This window comes from Paenibacillus polymyxa, from assembly GCF_015710975.1.
GTDB lineage: Bacteria > Bacillota > Bacilli > Paenibacillales > Paenibacillaceae > Paenibacillus > Paenibacillus polymyxa.
On sequence record NZ_CP049783.1, the window covers coordinates 5,305,263 to 5,321,931 of the forward strand.

Consider the following 16,669-nt stretch of genomic DNA (forward strand, 5'->3'; position numbering starts at 1 on the left):
CCTCCTAAGGGTTCGTTTAGCTGTTTACTGAAATAAACTCCAGTAAAATGGTTTTGTCCACACTAGCCAGCGGGATCGTCAGACGATCACCGTTTTTCAGTTCAAGACCGTTGCCTGTGTCTACAGCACGCCCGGATTTTTCAATCGTAATCTCCGGAGTGCTACGCACCACAATCCGATCCTGATTCGCTGGCGTGAACACGACCTTATCGGTTCCGGCAAATTCCGGCGCCAGTTGCAGCAACTGGTGTAAATTGAATTTGCCCCGGAAGGTGTTCAGCTTCTTATACTGCGGGTATGTCTTTTCGCCGGTATTTTCATCCCGGATTTCCAGTACGATCTGGCCGACAAAGCCACGATTAGCTTTTTTGACAGCCTTCCAGATGAAATATGCCGCTACCAGCAGAACGAGCAGTCCCACCCCTAAAAGAATGAGTGGCAGCAGCTTAGACTTCTCAGCAGGTGTCGTAGGCTGGGTTGTGCCAGTATTCGTACCACTCGCCGCCCCAGCTTTGGCGCTGATGGTTACAGGCTGCGTTTCACGGTAAAAGCTCTTCTCCTCTGCTCTGACGGTTAGTTCATAGTCATGCTCATCTGGAATCGTATAAGAGCCGGTAAAAGCATCCCCTGCGTTAGTTAGGGGCACTTCATTTGTTGTACCCGTATCAAGGTCTTTGACCTTCAGGACAGCATTCATATTCGCATACAATTCCTGATCCTGATACTGCTGGTTATTGCTCGTCAGATAGGAACGAATCTGTACCGTGTCACCTTTTTTGTATGATTTCGCAGGCGGCGCGTCCAGCTTCAATTCCAAATCATAGTTAAATACCAGATTAATATCAATCTTATCCTGCTGCACTCCCTTGACTTGAAGCTTCCAGTCGCCAGCCACAGGCTTGAGCAATTTAATCAACGAGTAGCTTTTGGACTTGGACAGCAGTACATCACTCGAAGGAATCGGCTTCGTATTGCCCGACGGGTCTATTAATCTCGCGTCCACTGGTTTCGAGGACATAATTGAAATATTGGCTTCCAGCACGCTATCGTTTGGTACGGTTACCGTAACGTCCTGATAGTCGCCGTTGGCCGTAATGGACTGCAAAGGCACCACTTTCAATTTCAGATTGCTGGCGAAAATTTCACTCAAAATATTCGGCAGATCGTCCGCCGAGCTTGTAATAAAGGACTTGCCTCCCGTTTGCTGCGCGATGTCGGCGAGTTTATTCTTATTTAGCTTTCCATCTGCATTCAAACCGATGGTATAGATCGGCACACCGCTTTTTTTAGCCTCGGCTACAGCCTGCGCCATATCCTGAGTGGATTGGCTTTCAGTTCGACCTGTCGTCTTATTAAAATCGTTGTTACCATCAGCTAACATAACGATCATAGGCGCATGTCCGGCTGTTTTGCCATCCTGCAAAATACGGATCGCTTCCTTGACACCTACGGAGGTGTCAGTATACGCTCCCCGGTTCAGCCCGTCAATAAATGTCTTCAGTTCCTGCTTATCCGCTTCGGATGAAATATTAAGCAAGGCTTTCTCGCGTTGTACGACATCCGTATACGCTACAATCCCAACCTTGTCATTTTGCGTTGACAACATATCAATAAACATTTTCATGGCTTCATTGCCAATCTTCCCAGGATCACTGGTGTTCATCGAATTACTTACATCGACTACCAACACCGCATCCACTTTAGAAGCTGAGGGTGAAGCGGCATTCGCCGTCTGTGGCTGCCAGGCCGAAATCGAAGTCATGATCATTGTACATATGATTCCGATGACCAAAAACCATTTTCTGTCTCTACTAAACATCGCTTGTACCCCTTTGCCGATTAATTCTCATTCTAAATTACAGTTGTACTCCACTACTATTAAATTATAATGAGTTTTACATGAGCGCTAGCTGAAAATCCTGCCCGAACGGCCTGAATGCGACCAAAAAGCCTATTATATCGCGAGATTTTACCAATATCCTGCAGTAATGATATAATTATACCCCAACAAGGGCAATCGGGCACCAGTCTTCTCCTTTATACGACAAAAATAACCCTAGCGAAACCCACTCATGTAAAACAGTAAAAATAAAAATCTAAGCAGAAAGAGGAAGTACACTATGATCTCATACGGATGTTTGGCGATTATGTTTCTTTTTGTCGCCATTAAATCACTAATTTACTATATACATAAAAAACGCGCCCCGTCGATTGCACAAATCGACACCGAGCTTCTTGCGCTGCTGAATCGGAGAAGTGAGCACAATGAATAGTTCCAAGCAGGCTGTGCAATTTCGCCCCTTTACCCGCACAGAGCATGCCTTCCAAAAGCTGAGAGTCTGCAAGCGTTGCGGACAATTCACCGCCCTTTGGGAAGAGAAATGTACAGCATGTGGTCGGGATACGCTGGTTCCTGTAGAGCAATATGCTAAACTCAGAGCCAAACGTTATTTTCATAAAGACCTTGCTGTCGGCATTGCGTTGCTGGCTGCTTCTATCTTTTTCGCTCACTCGTCACAGCAAATGCTACTGTGCGGTATCGTCGGTGCGTTTCTCCTCCTGCCCTTGGTCCTTCTACAGCACCGCATTGTTCTTTATGAACAGCGTAGGCAGCTTATACGCCTATTCAGAGGCCGTATAGGACAGATCCAGGAAGGATTGGGCGTGAATCATAAGAACGCAGTAGCCCTGCGGCAGCTTAGTGAGCGTGTCTGCTATGAAATGCTACGCGAGATTGCCGTACTCATTCACAATGATCGGATAAGGCTCCAGCAGGTCGCTCTGCTGCAATCTTTTGTTCTCCGCAAAGATATGGAATTAACGCTCGATCCTCTTCTGATCAAAAGCTTTGAACCCCTTATGGTCAGATACATTGGAGAGGTTGCCAGACTCAATCGTGAGCTGATTAAGGACCGTACATTCCGATATGTGGTTTTTTATGAGCGCCGTATTTTGGAAATGGCCGGGGGCGAAGATATTCTCGTTCGCGTAGCCAGCGCAGCAGTCCGTAAAAAACGCTACGTAGTCACCCATGCCGCTTTCATCTCCAGATATGTTCGGAAGCTACCAAAGGAACGAATCCAACGTTTATATCATATCATTCAGGAGAATCCGTTAGAACCCTTTGGAGATTTGGCCGATGAAGTGAAGATCATGTACCTGATGGAGCAGTATAAAAGCTGAGCTGCCATAATGCCCTTTTATATATGACGTCATTACCATGACAAACCACTGCAATAAAGCAGCAAAAAACCGTCAGGATCGCCAATGTGCCTCCAGACGGTTTTTTTATATGGATTATGATAACACACTTGAATCTTTCATTGGCCTTGTAGCTTATGCTGCGCATGCCTAATGGAAGTAAAGTTAAATGCTCGTACTCCCTTGCTATCATACACAATAATCTCTTTATTCAAATACGGGTGTAGACCATTAAAATATCCGGGCATAATCAGTCTGCGCATAAAAAGGTTCTTACCCAGCAGACGGGGTGAATTGGTCGCTACAACAAGCATCTGCTGGGTTGCTGACCATGGGCTAGGCTGAATATATGACAAACAGTACTCGCCTGTCGTAAAATCGTCACCCCATGTATACCCGTCCTCGGTACATGCAATTTGAAGATGCGCTTGATACTTCTGAAGCAACTCATGTCTGGACAAATCCGAAGTGATACAAATCACGTTGCTTTCAGCTAGCTTTTTCTCTGAAATATCATTAGAAGACACCACCGGATAATGAACACCGATATACGGATTCCAAGTCGCTGTTCGTGGGCTAGCCAAGGCGTTCGCCGTCCGTCTCACCGCCTGCTCCTCCTCCGGTGTAGCATAGCTGGATGGAAGGACAATGTGAAGTCGATCCATATAAACGTCAAGTACACCCATACCGTGACTAGCACCATTTCTTCCCACGCTTTGCAAACCCGCAATACTCTTAGCTGCATCCGCATTTTTGGTGGAGTCTTCACTGCTCTCTCCCTCCCGTTCAGCAATCAAACGGTATTCGGGTGAGGGGCGTTTGTGCGAGTGTGTTTTAACAAAGCGAAAGCGGCTGTATTCTCGTAAATCCAACATGAAAATGCGGGCTCCAATACGAACCTGAGCGAGTTCCAAGGACATGTCCTCTTGCGAGAGATGAATCACAAATTCTTCTGCGTGAACAGCCTCAATATCCAATTCACCAGTGGAGCTCATTTCGCCATACAACTCCGCATATTCCTCGTTTTCATCCATGCGCGTCAGTTCCAGCCAGTAAGCCCGATTATGTCTGCCCCGTTCCGTCCGATAGGCAATACGCTGAGGCACGACATCTCTTTTCCATTGCATAAGCCAACCCAGTATGCCGTCCAAAAGTCTTAACTCATGCGTATCCCAATGATTAGACTGCCGCTCTATCACACCTTTAAAATGGTTCGATGAAAGCTCTGTTACAGGAGCTGTGTATGCTTGGGCAAATAAATAATCCTGGTCACCACATACATCTAATATTGGCATATTGATCAAATTTTTCAGATGCTTGGGATGTGGCGTCCCTGAGATTACTGCAATAGCTGCAAACCGAGAAGGATAAGCCTGTGCCATCGCCCAGGCAGCATATGCGCCATTCGAGTAACCCGTCAGATAGATACGTTCTTCGTCCACTCGGTACGCTTGCAGTATGACATCTAGTCCCTCCAAAAAAGCTGCTTCTCCAATATAACTGCCCAGCGTAACGCCACGACACGAAAAAGTAACAAATATAGCTTCGTCTTCCCAGCCCTGCCCAAAACCTCTATTCTGAAAATCTGGTAGCCCCAGCTCATATCGCTTGCCAGGCATTAGAACGATCAGAGGATACCGTCGCTCAGCCGTGTAGTTGCTGGGAAGCTGGATTGTATACCGTTGTAAACTATTGTCCAAACGGGAGACAAAAAAACCTTCGCCAATGCCGTCAGCCGTCAAAAAAATATGTTCTTTCTGGAGCAGCGATGGGTGCTGTGACTGTTCGGTATGTCCATGCATAAAAATTTGTTTTAATAGCTTGATATATTCACGCACCACCCGTGAATCCCAGATTTCAAAAGGATCTTCCGGCAAATCCGTTAATCGTTTTAATTCCTCAAGCAGGCCCTCTATTTGTATTTTCTGCGCAGAATGAAGAACATCTTTGGCGCAGGCTTGAATGAAATGATCATACTCTTCCTGTAAGCACTCCACGACGACTGACAAAGGCCGCACAAGTACCGAATACACAAAATGATGCTCTACGGCCTCATGATCCCGATATGTAACGGTGAAGTGCAGCATTCCCGTCTTCCTGGCCTTCTCCTCATCCCAGGCGTAGCTTTGCTCCTGCTCCCAATGGGCTGTAAACCGATCCAGCTTCATACCCTCATCATTCGTTACCTCGACCCATAACGTTTGATCTGAGGGAAGAAGTACCCGATCCTTACGCAACAAGTAAAATAGGATCGGGCTGTTTTCTCCTTCCCTGCCAGCACTTTGCTCAACTTCTAACCAAGCCATATGATTACGTATATTACGCTCTACGAATTCACGATGCAGTTCTATCACATCTGGTTCATCGCATACCTGATTTCCACTGATACGAATAGAACGAGCCTCATCAGGAATAAACGCAGCAATGATAACGACCGTGTGGTCACCTTCCTCCAGATATAAGCGAAAGGGACCAGATTCTGCATATACCAATGTTCCATCTATCCAAATTTGTCCAGTTCCTTCAAACGGTCTGAAAATCACTTCCTGTGCTGTCATACAACGTAGATTTGAAACCAGCAAAAGTCTTTCTTGTTCAGCCAAAGGCGGAAAAACACCTAGATTCAGTTCAGAGGTCCGGGGATCAAGCTCGGTCAATAATCGGCATGCTGCCCTTCCCCCTGCTGAAAGCTCAATTCCATCTTCACTACAAGCCTTTTCCAAATTCCATTCCTCATGCGTAAAATGACTAGACCATTCCCTGCCCACACCACAATTTTCCGGAAGCTCGACTGGACCGACTGCATAAGCAGACGCCAGACGTACCGGATGATCCAACAGCACAGTAGTTGCCTTTTCCAGATGTGTGAACCTCATAACATTCCCCCTCCAGGTTTTTGTTTCCTCAGAGACGTAGCCGCGTTATATTCGGTTTAACCTTCAAATGAACTATATAAAACTATTCGTTGTCACCTCTATGTACTCCTTTGTGCTTTCCAAAAAGAAGCTATTCTCACAACAAAAAAAGAGGCAGCTTCTGCCACCTCTCTGGATCATTATGCTTATTTTCTTACAATGCAGATTGCAAGTCTTCGATCAAATCCTCCAGATCTTCAATCCCAACCGAAATCCGTACCAAGCCCTCGGTAATACCTAGCTCTGCGCGACGTTCTGCGGGAATGGAGGCATGCGTCATACGTGCCGGAACGCTAATCAGACTTTCAACCGCTCCCAGGCTCTCAGCCAGTGTAAAATACTGCACTTTTTTCAGGAGGGCAACCGCGGTGGCATCGCTACCTACATCAAACGAAATGATGCCGCCAAAGCCTTCAGCTTGAGTTTTGGACAGCTCGTGCTGTGCATGGCTTTCCAACCCAGGGTAGTACACCTTACTAACCTTCGGATGCTTTTCCAAAAAGGCTGCAATTTCCTTTGCATTTTTCTCGATTGCTTCCATTCGCAGACCCAAGGTTTTGATACCGCGGATCAATAACCAGGAATCCTGCGGGCCGAGAATACCGCCAATGGCGTTTTGCAGAAAATGAAGCTGCTCGCCCAGCTCTTCACTGTTGACTACAGCCAAACCGGCTACAACATCGCTGTGTCCACCCAAATATTTGGTTGCCGAGTGAACGACGATATCAGCCCCGAGTGTAATTGGCGTCTGCCAGTAAGGGGTAGCAAATGTATTGTCCACAATCAATAAAAGCTCATGCTTTTTCACCAGCTCTGAAACTGCGCGAATATCAGTAACTTTCAACAGCGGGTTGGTTGGTGTTTCGACATACAATGCCTTCGTATTGGGACGGATTGCTTGGGAAATAGCCTCCAGATCAGTTGTATCCACAAATGTGGACTCAATCCCGATCCGACTAAGCACCTTGCTTACAATACGATAAGTGCCCCCGTATACATCATCGGTCAACAAAATATGATCCCCTGCTTTAAACAAGGAAAATACTGCATGAATCGCTGCCATACCGGAACCGAAAGCAAAACCACGTTTGCCTTCCTCCAGTTCCTTGATCAGCTCTTCCAGTGCAAACCGGGTCGGGTTGCCTGTACGCGAATATTCGTATCCTTTATGAACGCCGATTTCCTCTTGCTCATAAGTACTTACCTGATAAATAGGAACGTTAACCGCACCAGTATGAGGATCGGTAGGGAGTCCACCGTGAATCAGTTTTGTTTTGCGTCTCATTTTAAATCCCGCCTTCATATATTTTTTTGCTCAGATAACGTTCACTGCTATCTGGGAAAATGGTGACAATATGTGCACCATCCGGTGCGCTCTCTGCTTCCAGTAAAGCAGCGTGCAGGGCTGAACCGGAGGAACTGCCGACGAGAATACCCTCACGTTCCGCCAGTTCCTTGACGCGGTTGAATGCGTCCACATCGCTAATGGTATGAATGGCATTAAAAAAGCCTTTGTCCACAAACTCAGGGATTAATTCCATGCCGATCCCTTCTGTTTTATGAGGGCCTGACTCGCCACCATTCAGAATGGACCCTTCAGGCTCTACGATGACCGTTTTAATGGCTGCATTCTGCTCCTTAAGATAACGCGAGGTTCCCATAAATGTGCCCCCCGAGCCTGCTCCTGCCACAAATACGTCCACTTTACCGTCCAGATCGTTCCAAATTTCAGGTCCCATTGTCGTATAATAAGCCTCTGGATTATCAGGATTGCTAAATTGCTGTGGCAAGTATGCGTCTTTGATTTCAGCAGCCAATTGCTTTGTTTTTTCAATGGCTCCCTTCATCCCCTCACTTGTCGGGGTATGAACGATGCGTGCTCCCAATGCCTTCATCAGGTCCTGCTTCTCCTGGCTGAACTTCTCTGGCACAGCAAAAATAACCGAGATATCATAATGAAGCGCGGCCATCGCAAGACCAATACCTGCATTGCCTGCTGTTGCTTCTATTAAAGTCCCGCCCGGCTTCAACTGGCCTGTCTTTAATGCTTTTTCAATTAGAGCCTTTCCCACCCGGTCCTTCACGCTGCCGCCGGGATTCATAAACTCCAGCTTGGCGAACAGGCGAATTCCTCTGGGTAGAGAATAGCTATTCAGCTCCACTAATGGCGTGCGCCCGATGAGTTCAAGGGTATTGCGATATACATTCATAATTTCAAGCTCCTTTTAATGGCGAATCCAAAATAAACCAACGGTCAAAAATTAGCGCCCATTGTCGGAGAAATTCGCTGTCTTCTCCAAAAACATAGTAATGCGGTAAGTATTGATGCAATAAGATTTTATGTGTATTTGAAGCTTTTGTCAAATGGACCAGTCACAACACCCACACCCTTGATATCCTGCCTCGATATGATGGAGAATAATCTCTCAAAATTCCCTTTTCTAACATAGGAGGATGCTATCTATGGGTAAGCAATGCTTAAAGATAGCTGCCGTATATTTTGCCCTCGGTGCGCTGCTCAGTGCAATCATTGGCGTGTCGGGTGATTATAGCCTGTCCCCTATTCAGTCTCATATCCATTTACTGGGTTGGACGACTCTTGGGATCATAGGTCTAATCTATGTGGCCTTTCCTGCACTTTCAGTTACGATTTTGGCACGTATCCATTTTTGGATACATAACATCAGTCTGCCAGTGTTGATATTGGCGATTATAGGTAAAAATTACGCGATTGTAGAGGCTGGAGTGTGGATCGTCATAGGATGGGTGTTACTGGCGGCGGGTATTATGCTGTTTATGGTGAATATGTGGGACAGACTGCGTTAGAGCACATAGGTTCACTTCACTGGTCATAGAAAAAAGGAGCCTGGTCATTGCCAAGGCTCCTTGATGTCCTCATTATAGGTTGCAATATATAGCTGTGCTAGCTATGTGCCCTTACTGTTAATTTACTGCTCCATCCTGTACATGTTCTTTACAGAAGTTTTCAACTGCTTGCAGCTCATCCTCTTCAAGTTCAAGCTCGATGTAACGATCCGTTGCTTTTTCAAATAATTCATACTTCAGCAGTCCTGTCTTTCCTTCGTCTACTAAATAAAGAGCACGGATATATATTCCGTTTTCAGTGTATAGCTCGTCGTCTTCCTCTACCTCTATCTCAATGATAAATTCATAACGCTGTCCACTCAAAATACCAAAAGCATCTTTAATTTGATCTACTGTATATGCTGTAAAATTCAACATGTTTTTATTCCCTCCGGTTTTCCTTCAATTACGGTGCATTCTACGCCCGCAGGCAGTAGTTGTTCAACTTGTGTGCGTACTTCTGGACGATTCAAATCGTGACCCATGATCGAGATCCAGCCCTGATCATTACGCGAGCGGATTAAACGCCCTATGCCCTGTCGGAGCCTAAGTGCCATGTGAGGCATATCTATCTCATTGAACGGATCTGCTGCATCCTTGCGCAAAGCCGTAAAAACCGGATCGTTCGGAGGAAATGGCAGCGACCAGATGATAACATGTGACAGGGATGGTCCAGGGATGTCCAATCCTTCCCATAATGTAACAGCGCACAACACACTCTCCTCATCATTCTGAAAAGCGGAGATCAGATGGCTGATTTCAGCCGAACCTTCATACAGAAAACGATAGGCAGATGCCTCTGGGTAAGCAGCGAGTCCCCTTTGGAAGGCAGTCAGTTCCTCCTGAGAAGGAAACAGGATAAGCGCTCTTCCCTGCGATTTCTTCAGTAGCGTCAGCGCTCTCTGGATTGGATTATGTCCCGCTTGCAGCGGGTACAATGCCGCTTGCATCTGATCACTGTAGTCATAAGGTGAAGCGACGGAAAACGTTAACGGGTTTTCAATACCCAGACTCTGCGCCATATAGTCAAATGAACCCTCCACGGAAAGTGTAGCCGAAGAGAATACGATTGGAATATGCTGCGCAAATACTCGTTCTTTGAGAATCTCTTTTACCATCTTCGGCATAACCACAAGCGTTAATCCATCCTGGTCCTCCGTCACCCACGAGATGAGAAGTTCAGGACGCTTAAACAAAGCCAAAGCAGTTTGAATCATATCCAAATGTTCTTCTACAATTTTGACTTGATACTCATCCAGAGAGAATAACCCGCTTTCAAACACAAGCTCTTCCTCGATCGTGCCGATCAGTTCACCAAAACGGTTCACCTCCCGAATCAACGATTCATTCAGGATAAACTCCTTGCGATTAGACCCCTGTACTGGCTGACTGTTCTTATTGAGCGCGGCGAACAATGCCTCGCTTTGGGAGATTGCATCTTCGATCGTCATAGCCAGAGATTCCCGCACTTCCCCCTCTAGCAGTCGGGTAATAATAGACTCAAATTGAGTGTGCTTAAGCTTGTAAGTAAGCGCATTTTGTGCTGCTGTCTCCAGCAAATGCCCTTCATCAAAAACAACAGAGCTGTGCTCTGGCAGCAACGGCAGCTGACCCTCGCGCTTTCTCGCTTCGTAGGTCCATACATGCTCCATGTAAAAGTCGTGAGAGCAGATGACTAGATCTGCCGCTTTGCGGTAATGATCACGAGACAACGTCTGTCCGCAACGATGGCGCTGATGACAAACGAGACAGTCTTGAAATACATCCCATCCCAGTCTGCTCCACTGTCCATCTGTTAGCTCGGGATACTCTTTCCGGTTCCCGTATGGAGTGAAGGACTGTAACGTATCTGGAAAATGAACAAAATCAGGCAGACCCTGATAAATATCGCGGAAAACATCTGCGTCCTCATCCAGTCCGCTTCGCCCCTCATCCAGCTTGTTCAGGCAAATATATTGATCCGGTGACTTCCCCAATCGAGCATCAATCGTCAAGCTTAAGTGCCGTGCCAGCTTGGCGATATCTCCTTCTGGCTTCACCAGTTGTTCAATCAATGATTCATCCGCACAGGCAATAATCGCGGGTTTTCTCATGTATCTGGCATATGCAATAGCGTACAGCAGGTATACCAGCGTTTTGCCAGTGCCTACACCTGCTTCTGCAAAAATGGTCTTTTTTTCCTTATAGGCACGTTCCAGCTGGAATGCCATATAAATTTGTTCATCCCGAACCTCAAAGCCGACTTCAGGCAAAACTTCGTAAAATACATCTGCAATCCAGTCACTTGCCTGCTCAATAAACGGCTTGGACGGATCAAAGGCAAAAGGGTAAGTAGTCAATCGGGCTGTGCCTCCAATTCGTTCATAATGTGCATCCTTTCATTATAACGCAAAACAAGCTAAAAAGAACATGTAAACTGTAAGAATAACTTACGTTTTTTATTTTTCATGAAATTCTATAAAAGATAGGACATCGAGGGGTTTGTTTGTGAGGACGTAACACTGCCATAATGAAAAAACAAAGGAACCAGCAAATGCTTTCAGGCACTGGCTGGTTCCTTATTTACTTTTGCTTCATCAAATCTGGAATTTGTTCCAGCAATCGTTCTCTCGTAATGGCATCATCAAAATTCCACGAGCTGTCAAGCGTATAAACCCGTTTATTCTGAACGGCAGGAATCGTTTTCCACACTTCACTATTCATCAGGTTTCTGGTCGTTGCAATTGTTTCTTCACTCTGATCCGACAGAATAAAGAGTTCATCCCCGATAAATGAAGGAAGTACCTCGTTAGAAATGGTAGCAAAGCGCTCTTTTTTATCAATCAAGTCTGTCTGTACCTTGGAAGCTGGTATAAAGCCGAGCATATCATACAACGACACGGATATACCCTGATGTCCCATAACATACAGGTTATCCCCCATAACTAACAGCACTGTTGCTGTCTCTCCCGGCTTAATGTCAACATCCAGCTTGGCCTTTATTTGTTTGGCCTTCTCGTCATATAAGGTTTTAAACCGATCTGCCTCTTTAGTTTTTCCAAGAAGTTTACCTAGCTCCTGCATACGTTCAAAAGTTGCCAATTCGGAATTAAGAACCACGGTAGGTGCAATTTTAGCTAACGTATCAATCGTCTTTACATCCCAATTATCAAAAAGAATAAGGTCTGGTTTCAGCATCGTCAGCTTTTCCAGATTCACCGGGTAGCCTATATCGATAATATCCTTGGTAAGGTCTGCGTACACTATTTGTGACTGAATGACACTCAGACTCGCACCTGCTGGACGTACACCCAAGGCAAGCAAATCCCCTGGATCACTGCCTACATAAACAATTTTCTGCGGATTTACCGGAATCGTGACTTTACGTTTTTGAAAGTCTGTATATTCCCGGGTGGTCGGCGTTGTAGATGCCGTTTCCTTTTGCTCCGTGCTGTTTGTAGCCTGTCCTGCCGTAAGGGAAGTTTGGGCACCATTTTCTTGTGAGCTACAAGCTGAAAGTACAATGGCTATAATAAGCATTACACTCGTCAGCACGGGGAATCGAGGCGATATTTTTATATGTTGCATATGATGTATCCTCCAAGTTATGTAGTTTCATAGAAAATGATAATCATTATCATTCACTTTATATTACATAATAGTCCCATCATCTGCAACGGCGATTTCCTTAATTCATTCTATTAGAAGCTACTGGAGGCAGGGACGATTGCTGCTCATGTCGCTGCAACTCTTTTTTATTTACAACTAAGGTGCTGGCACAAAGATCGTGGACTCCCTGTTTTTTCGCAGTAAAAGCGACCACAATGTAAATAAGACGTAAAATCACAAAAGAAATGGCTTTAATCCAATAACGCCCTGAGGCATGTAAGAATCCAAGACGCTTTCCTTCCTTATCTACAACAACTAAAGAGAACACGAGCTTACCTGGTGTTGCTCTTACCTTCGACGACTCCCATAATACACAGTACAGCCATGGCACCATGAGCCAAAAGATTAGCGGCCACCACAAAAGCAGCATTTGTATGAACACCGTCTCCTTTATACCCAAAATATCTGGGATGATGTAAATTGCTCCCCCTATTGAAAGGATTATGGCAGTAAGGATGATTAGATCAATCATAAACGCTGCCGTTCTTATCCAAAATCCTCCGTAAATCTTTCTTACACTATCACTTGTTACTGTCATAATGATGTATAACTCCTTTGCATTCGTTAAAATCCATTTTATTCCTTTGCCCAAGGAGATATCATACGGCCACCTCCCTGAATTGTCAATTTACGAATAAACACTCATAAACAAGTGAAAAGACCTATTTCCATGCATTAAAGTGGACATTTTTATAGGATTTAAGAGCTTATATACCGTGATTTTACTCTGATTAGGCACGAAATAAGCGCTGCTACAGTCTCTTATCTACCTACACGTAGTACTTTGGCATCGAATTAAAATCAGCCTTTTCACGCATAAAAAAACAGCGTATGTGTAAATGAGTTTACACATACGCTGCCTAGTTATTATATCGATTTGACAAGCAACAACTCAGCTCGAATGAGCTTGTTCCTGACCATCTTACTCACTATATTTTTTGCCCTCCACACTAAACAAACCTTCCTCACCACGCAGCTTTGCCAATGCTTCGACAAAGAAATAATCGCCGTAGATGATGGGCACATTGATGTGTTTTTGCTCAGGATAATGTACGGTTCCGTTCATCAGCAATCCCTCATGTTCTTCGCCCCATGCCGTACACGTGTGATGCAAACCCTGAAGGATGGATTCTGCAGCTTTTGTAAATTGCTCAGCACGTGCCGAATATTTTGCTAGTTCCAGCAAACCGCTAGCTGCAATGGCCGCAGCTGACGAATCCCATGCTTCGCGGTGTCCTTCTTCTGCTCTAAAGTCCCATACAGGCAGGCAAGCATCGCCCAATTGGGACAGGAAAAAGTCAGCCGTGTTCTCGGCCACCTTTAAATAACGCGAATCGCGTGTGTATCCATACGAAAGCGTAAAACCGTACAAAGCCCAAGACGTGCCACGTGCCCAGGCGGAACCGGGAGCAAATCCCTGTCCGCCATGCTCAGCGACCTTTTTTCCAATCTCCGGATCGAACTCAACCACATGCGCAATGGAGCCGTCCGAACGAACGAACTCACGTGCCACGGTATCTGCATGCTGGACAGCGAGAGCCGCAAAGCGTGGATCTGCACTTTCCTCCGAGGCCCAATAGAGCAAGGGTAAATTCATCATACTGTCTATAATCGCAACACCCCGTGTATCCATATCCTTCGAGTGGAAGTTCCACGCGCGAATAAAGCGGCCATTTACGTTAAAACGGGCAGCCAGCAAATTAGCAGCCAATAACCCCCGTCTTCTGGACTCTGAATCTCCAGTCAACCGATGGGCGGCCACACCGCTGAGCAGCCAAATAAAACCGAGATCATGGTCTACAGCTTCGCTATTGTAGAGTATTTTTTCCAACCGGGCCTCACACCGTTGTGCAATTTTGGCAGACTCCCAATCAGGACGTGCCCGATGGGCCAGCCATAGCAGTCCCGGATAAAAGCCTGCTGTCCACCACGCTTCCTCACGATTATCATAACGCCCACCCTCTGCAACATGTGGAAAGGCGTCCCCCAGTCTTGCCGCCAAGGCAAGCGTTTTATCCAATGCCAGCTCCCACGATTGCTCCAGCCACGCTTCTGATTTTGTCATTCCTTTTTCCCTCTCCCTTTCCACATGATTGAAGATAACTATGGCTCCCGAACTATCTATTCAGGTAACCGAATGATAAAGGAAATGCGACTGCCGCCACACTCTAGACGCGCTCCCTTAAGTAAACCATTTCGGCAGGCTACGGCAGTCAATTCATCCGGCCATACGACGTTTGTTCCTTCCGTCGTGGGAATGACTTCAAGACTTGCGCCTGCGTATTCTACGCGAATGCTTTCGGTTTCTTCCCCGGCTGCCATCACATGATGAATCACACTTCGTTCCCGACCGTCATACGCCATCAATGGAATAAGTGCCCCCACATTCTGAATATTGCCCTGAAGCTCATACGACACTTCAATTTTGCCGGGCACCTGACGATAATGCGTTCGGATTTCCCTCACCCCCGGGAATGGACCTTCCCACAGCAGAGTGAAATCTGTCTCTCCATCAGACGCTGAGCTGCGCTCCATCTGTACGTTTCCTCCGCCATCCTGCGGATCAATCCCTCCATCACGATCGAACTCCAATGTACCGGGGATTCCTTCTGACAAGCTGTGCCATTTTCCGTCTTCGGTTTGCCAGGCTGGTGTATAGCTCAGCGGGAAAATATCTCCCTCCGCGAAACCCGTAAAGCCGCGATCTGCGTGTCCTGCTGAGGATGGGCCGATCAGAGACGGCAGCGCAGAACGTTGAATACGTACGATGCCCGGAATATTGTACGGATCGTTGATTGAGGTCTGAACAAGCATTTGCTGCCCGTCTACAGCTGCAATGACGGTCTGAAACCAGCCGTCCGTTGCCAACACCCGACTGCCGATCTCCGCCGGGATGGAGGTCGGAGGAATACGATCAATCTCCTTCCCATGTAGGAGGGTATGGGCCAGCACCGCTGCCGTCCACAGACTGTAGCAGGTATGATTCGAGTACACCTCAAAGCCATGGCGTGCCTCAGACGAATAATGGTTGCGAACGATATGCAGCTTGCCATCATCGGTCTGCCATCGGCTAATGGATTGCCAGCATAGATCTGCTGCCCGCCGAAATGCACCTGCAAGCCCATGCTCGCCTGCTGTATACGCCTGCTGAGCATGTGTTGTAAAAACAAAGGCCGCAGCCGCTTCGTTCCATTGGTGCTGCGCGCTTCTTCCACGCGGAGGAATTTCCCCATGTGGGGATAAAGTCAGCAATGAGCTAAGTGCACCTCTGCGAAGGTAGTCACGCACTTCGAGAGCACAGCCGCCATTATATCCGCTCTCCAGCATCACGCCCAGATGAAACCGTGTGACAATATCGTAGGCGAATGGGCTATTGGGCCGATCCAACGGACCATCTTGGTACAGCCCCAAACCGGTAAAGCGAGGTAAATGGTAGTTGCGGATATACGTCTCCATCCACTCAGAATCGGCTGCAATCCCTTCAGTGGCACGCAAAAACTCGCCGGAAATCATGATCGCGTTCCAGTTGATCATCCGGTTTGGATTTTTCATTTTGCTCATCGTAAAAATGTAAGTCTGCTCAGGTTGAATCCTGCTCAACTGCTGCTTCCAAGCCGTGGCTTGCTCTGGCAGCAGATTTTTAAGGATACGATACGCCCCCATCATCATAATTGGAAAAAAGTCCGGGTGATGATCTGGCGCTTTTTCGTCCACTACACAGGCTATGCTATGCGTCAAGGCCGCAGCAGCAGATTCGAGTAATTCATGCCGGCCTTCTTTGACCAGCACAGCCGCACTCAACGCATAGGATGGGGTGGAGTAATACCGTTCACTTTCAGAATGAGGGTCAATGATAGCTCCGTTTTCATCTTGATACAAGGCATATGCACGAACCAGCTTTTCCAGCACAGCCAGCTTACGTTCGTGTGTCCATCCATCATTTTCTCGATTTGGTGCGCTTTCCACCTGTTGTATAAATCTCTCCAGTTCCGTCTGCCAAGGGTATACGCTGCCTGTTTGAAGCTTATTCATTCTGTATG

General features: G+C 46.6%; 13 protein-coding genes. 3 read left to right on the plus strand and 10 right to left on the minus strand.

Annotated features, from left to right (window positions below; translation table 11 throughout):
* Positions 1 to 16: 16 nt before the first annotated feature.
* Positions 17 to 1,819 (minus strand): vWA domain-containing protein, encoded by a 1,803-nt coding sequence (locus tag G7035_RS24005; protein WP_019687098.1) that lies wholly within the window; start codon positions 1,817 to 1,819, stop codon positions 17 to 19.
* A gap of 301 nt (positions 1,820 to 2,120) precedes the next feature.
* Here G7035_RS24005 and G7035_RS24010 point away from each other — a divergent pair, with 301 nt between their 5' ends.
* Together G7035_RS24010 and G7035_RS24015 are read left to right on the plus strand one after the other, a co-directional pair.
* Positions 2,121 to 2,273: a hypothetical protein gene (locus tag G7035_RS24010; RefSeq protein ID WP_017428401.1), complete on the plus strand. Its 153-nt coding sequence runs from the start codon at positions 2,121 to 2,123 to the stop codon at positions 2,271 to 2,273.
* Positions 2,266 to 3,183 (plus strand): hypothetical protein, encoded by a 918-nt coding sequence (locus G7035_RS24015; RefSeq protein ID WP_019687097.1) that lies wholly within the window; start codon positions 2,266 to 2,268, stop codon positions 3,181 to 3,183. The genes G7035_RS24010 and G7035_RS24015 overlap by 8 nt, the downstream gene beginning before the upstream one ends.
* A 137-nt stretch (positions 3,184 to 3,320) precedes the next feature.
* Here the strand turns inward: G7035_RS24015 and G7035_RS24020 are convergent, their stop codons facing one another.
* The 3 genes from G7035_RS24020 to G7035_RS24030 all read right to left on the minus strand — a co-directional run bounded on the left by G7035_RS24020 (position 3,321) and on the right by G7035_RS24030 (position 8,326).
* Positions 3,321 to 6,077: a PHB depolymerase family esterase gene (locus tag G7035_RS24020; RefSeq protein ID WP_019687096.1), complete on the minus strand. Its 2,757-nt coding sequence runs from the start codon at positions 6,075 to 6,077 to the stop codon at positions 3,321 to 3,323.
* 193 nt (positions 6,078 to 6,270) lie between these two features.
* Positions 6,271 to 7,401 (minus strand): bifunctional cystathionine gamma-lyase/homocysteine desulfhydrase, encoded by a 1,131-nt coding sequence (locus tag G7035_RS24025; protein WP_017428386.1) that lies wholly within the window; start codon positions 7,399 to 7,401, stop codon positions 6,271 to 6,273.
* Between the two features lies 1 nt (position 7,402).
* Positions 7,403 to 8,326 carry a PLP-dependent cysteine synthase family protein gene (locus G7035_RS24030; protein ID WP_016821132.1) on the minus strand — a complete coding sequence of 308 codons (924 nt, stop codon included), beginning with the start codon at positions 8,324 to 8,326 and terminating at the stop codon, positions 7,403 to 7,405.
* Between the two features lie 253 nt (positions 8,327 to 8,579).
* Here G7035_RS24030 and G7035_RS24035 point away from each other — a divergent pair, with 253 nt between their 5' ends.
* Positions 8,580 to 8,942, plus strand: a complete 363-nt coding sequence (locus tag G7035_RS24035; protein ID WP_019687095.1) for a hypothetical protein — start codon at positions 8,580 to 8,582, stop codon at positions 8,940 to 8,942.
* Between the two features lie 117 nt (positions 8,943 to 9,059).
* On the opposite strand, the gene G7035_RS24040 is transcribed toward G7035_RS24035, so the two are convergent.
* The 6 genes from G7035_RS24040 to G7035_RS24065 all read right to left on the minus strand — a co-directional run bounded on the left by G7035_RS24040 (position 9,060) and on the right by G7035_RS24065 (position 16,661).
* Positions 9,060 to 9,359 (minus strand): DUF6509 family protein, encoded by a 300-nt coding sequence (locus G7035_RS24040; protein ID WP_019687094.1) that lies wholly within the window; start codon positions 9,357 to 9,359, stop codon positions 9,060 to 9,062.
* Positions 9,353 to 11,320: an ATP-dependent DNA helicase gene (locus G7035_RS24045; protein ID WP_016821129.1), complete on the minus strand. Its 1,968-nt coding sequence runs from the start codon at positions 11,318 to 11,320 to the stop codon at positions 9,353 to 9,355. Before G7035_RS24045 ends, G7035_RS24040 begins: the two co-directional genes overlap by 7 nt.
* Positions 11,321 to 11,543: 223 nt before the next feature.
* Positions 11,544 to 12,548: an ABC transporter substrate-binding protein gene (locus tag G7035_RS24050; RefSeq protein ID WP_016821128.1), complete on the minus strand. Its 1,005-nt coding sequence runs from the start codon at positions 12,546 to 12,548 to the stop codon at positions 11,544 to 11,546.
* A 100-nt stretch (positions 12,549 to 12,648) separates the two neighbouring features.
* Positions 12,649 to 13,167 (minus strand): RDD family protein, encoded by a 519-nt coding sequence (locus G7035_RS24055; RefSeq protein ID WP_016821127.1) that lies wholly within the window; start codon positions 13,165 to 13,167, stop codon positions 12,649 to 12,651.
* A 384-nt stretch (positions 13,168 to 13,551) separates the two neighbouring features.
* Entirely contained in the window at positions 13,552 to 14,694 is a 1,143-nt protein-coding gene (locus tag G7035_RS24060; RefSeq protein ID WP_016821126.1) for a glycoside hydrolase family 88 protein, read from the minus strand.
* A gap of 56 nt (positions 14,695 to 14,750) precedes the next feature.
* A complete protein-coding gene (locus G7035_RS24065) occupies positions 14,751 to 16,661 on the minus strand; it encodes a hypothetical protein (RefSeq protein WP_019687093.1) in 1,911 nt (636 codons plus the stop codon).
* Between the last annotated feature and the right edge of the window lie 8 nt (positions 16,662 to 16,669).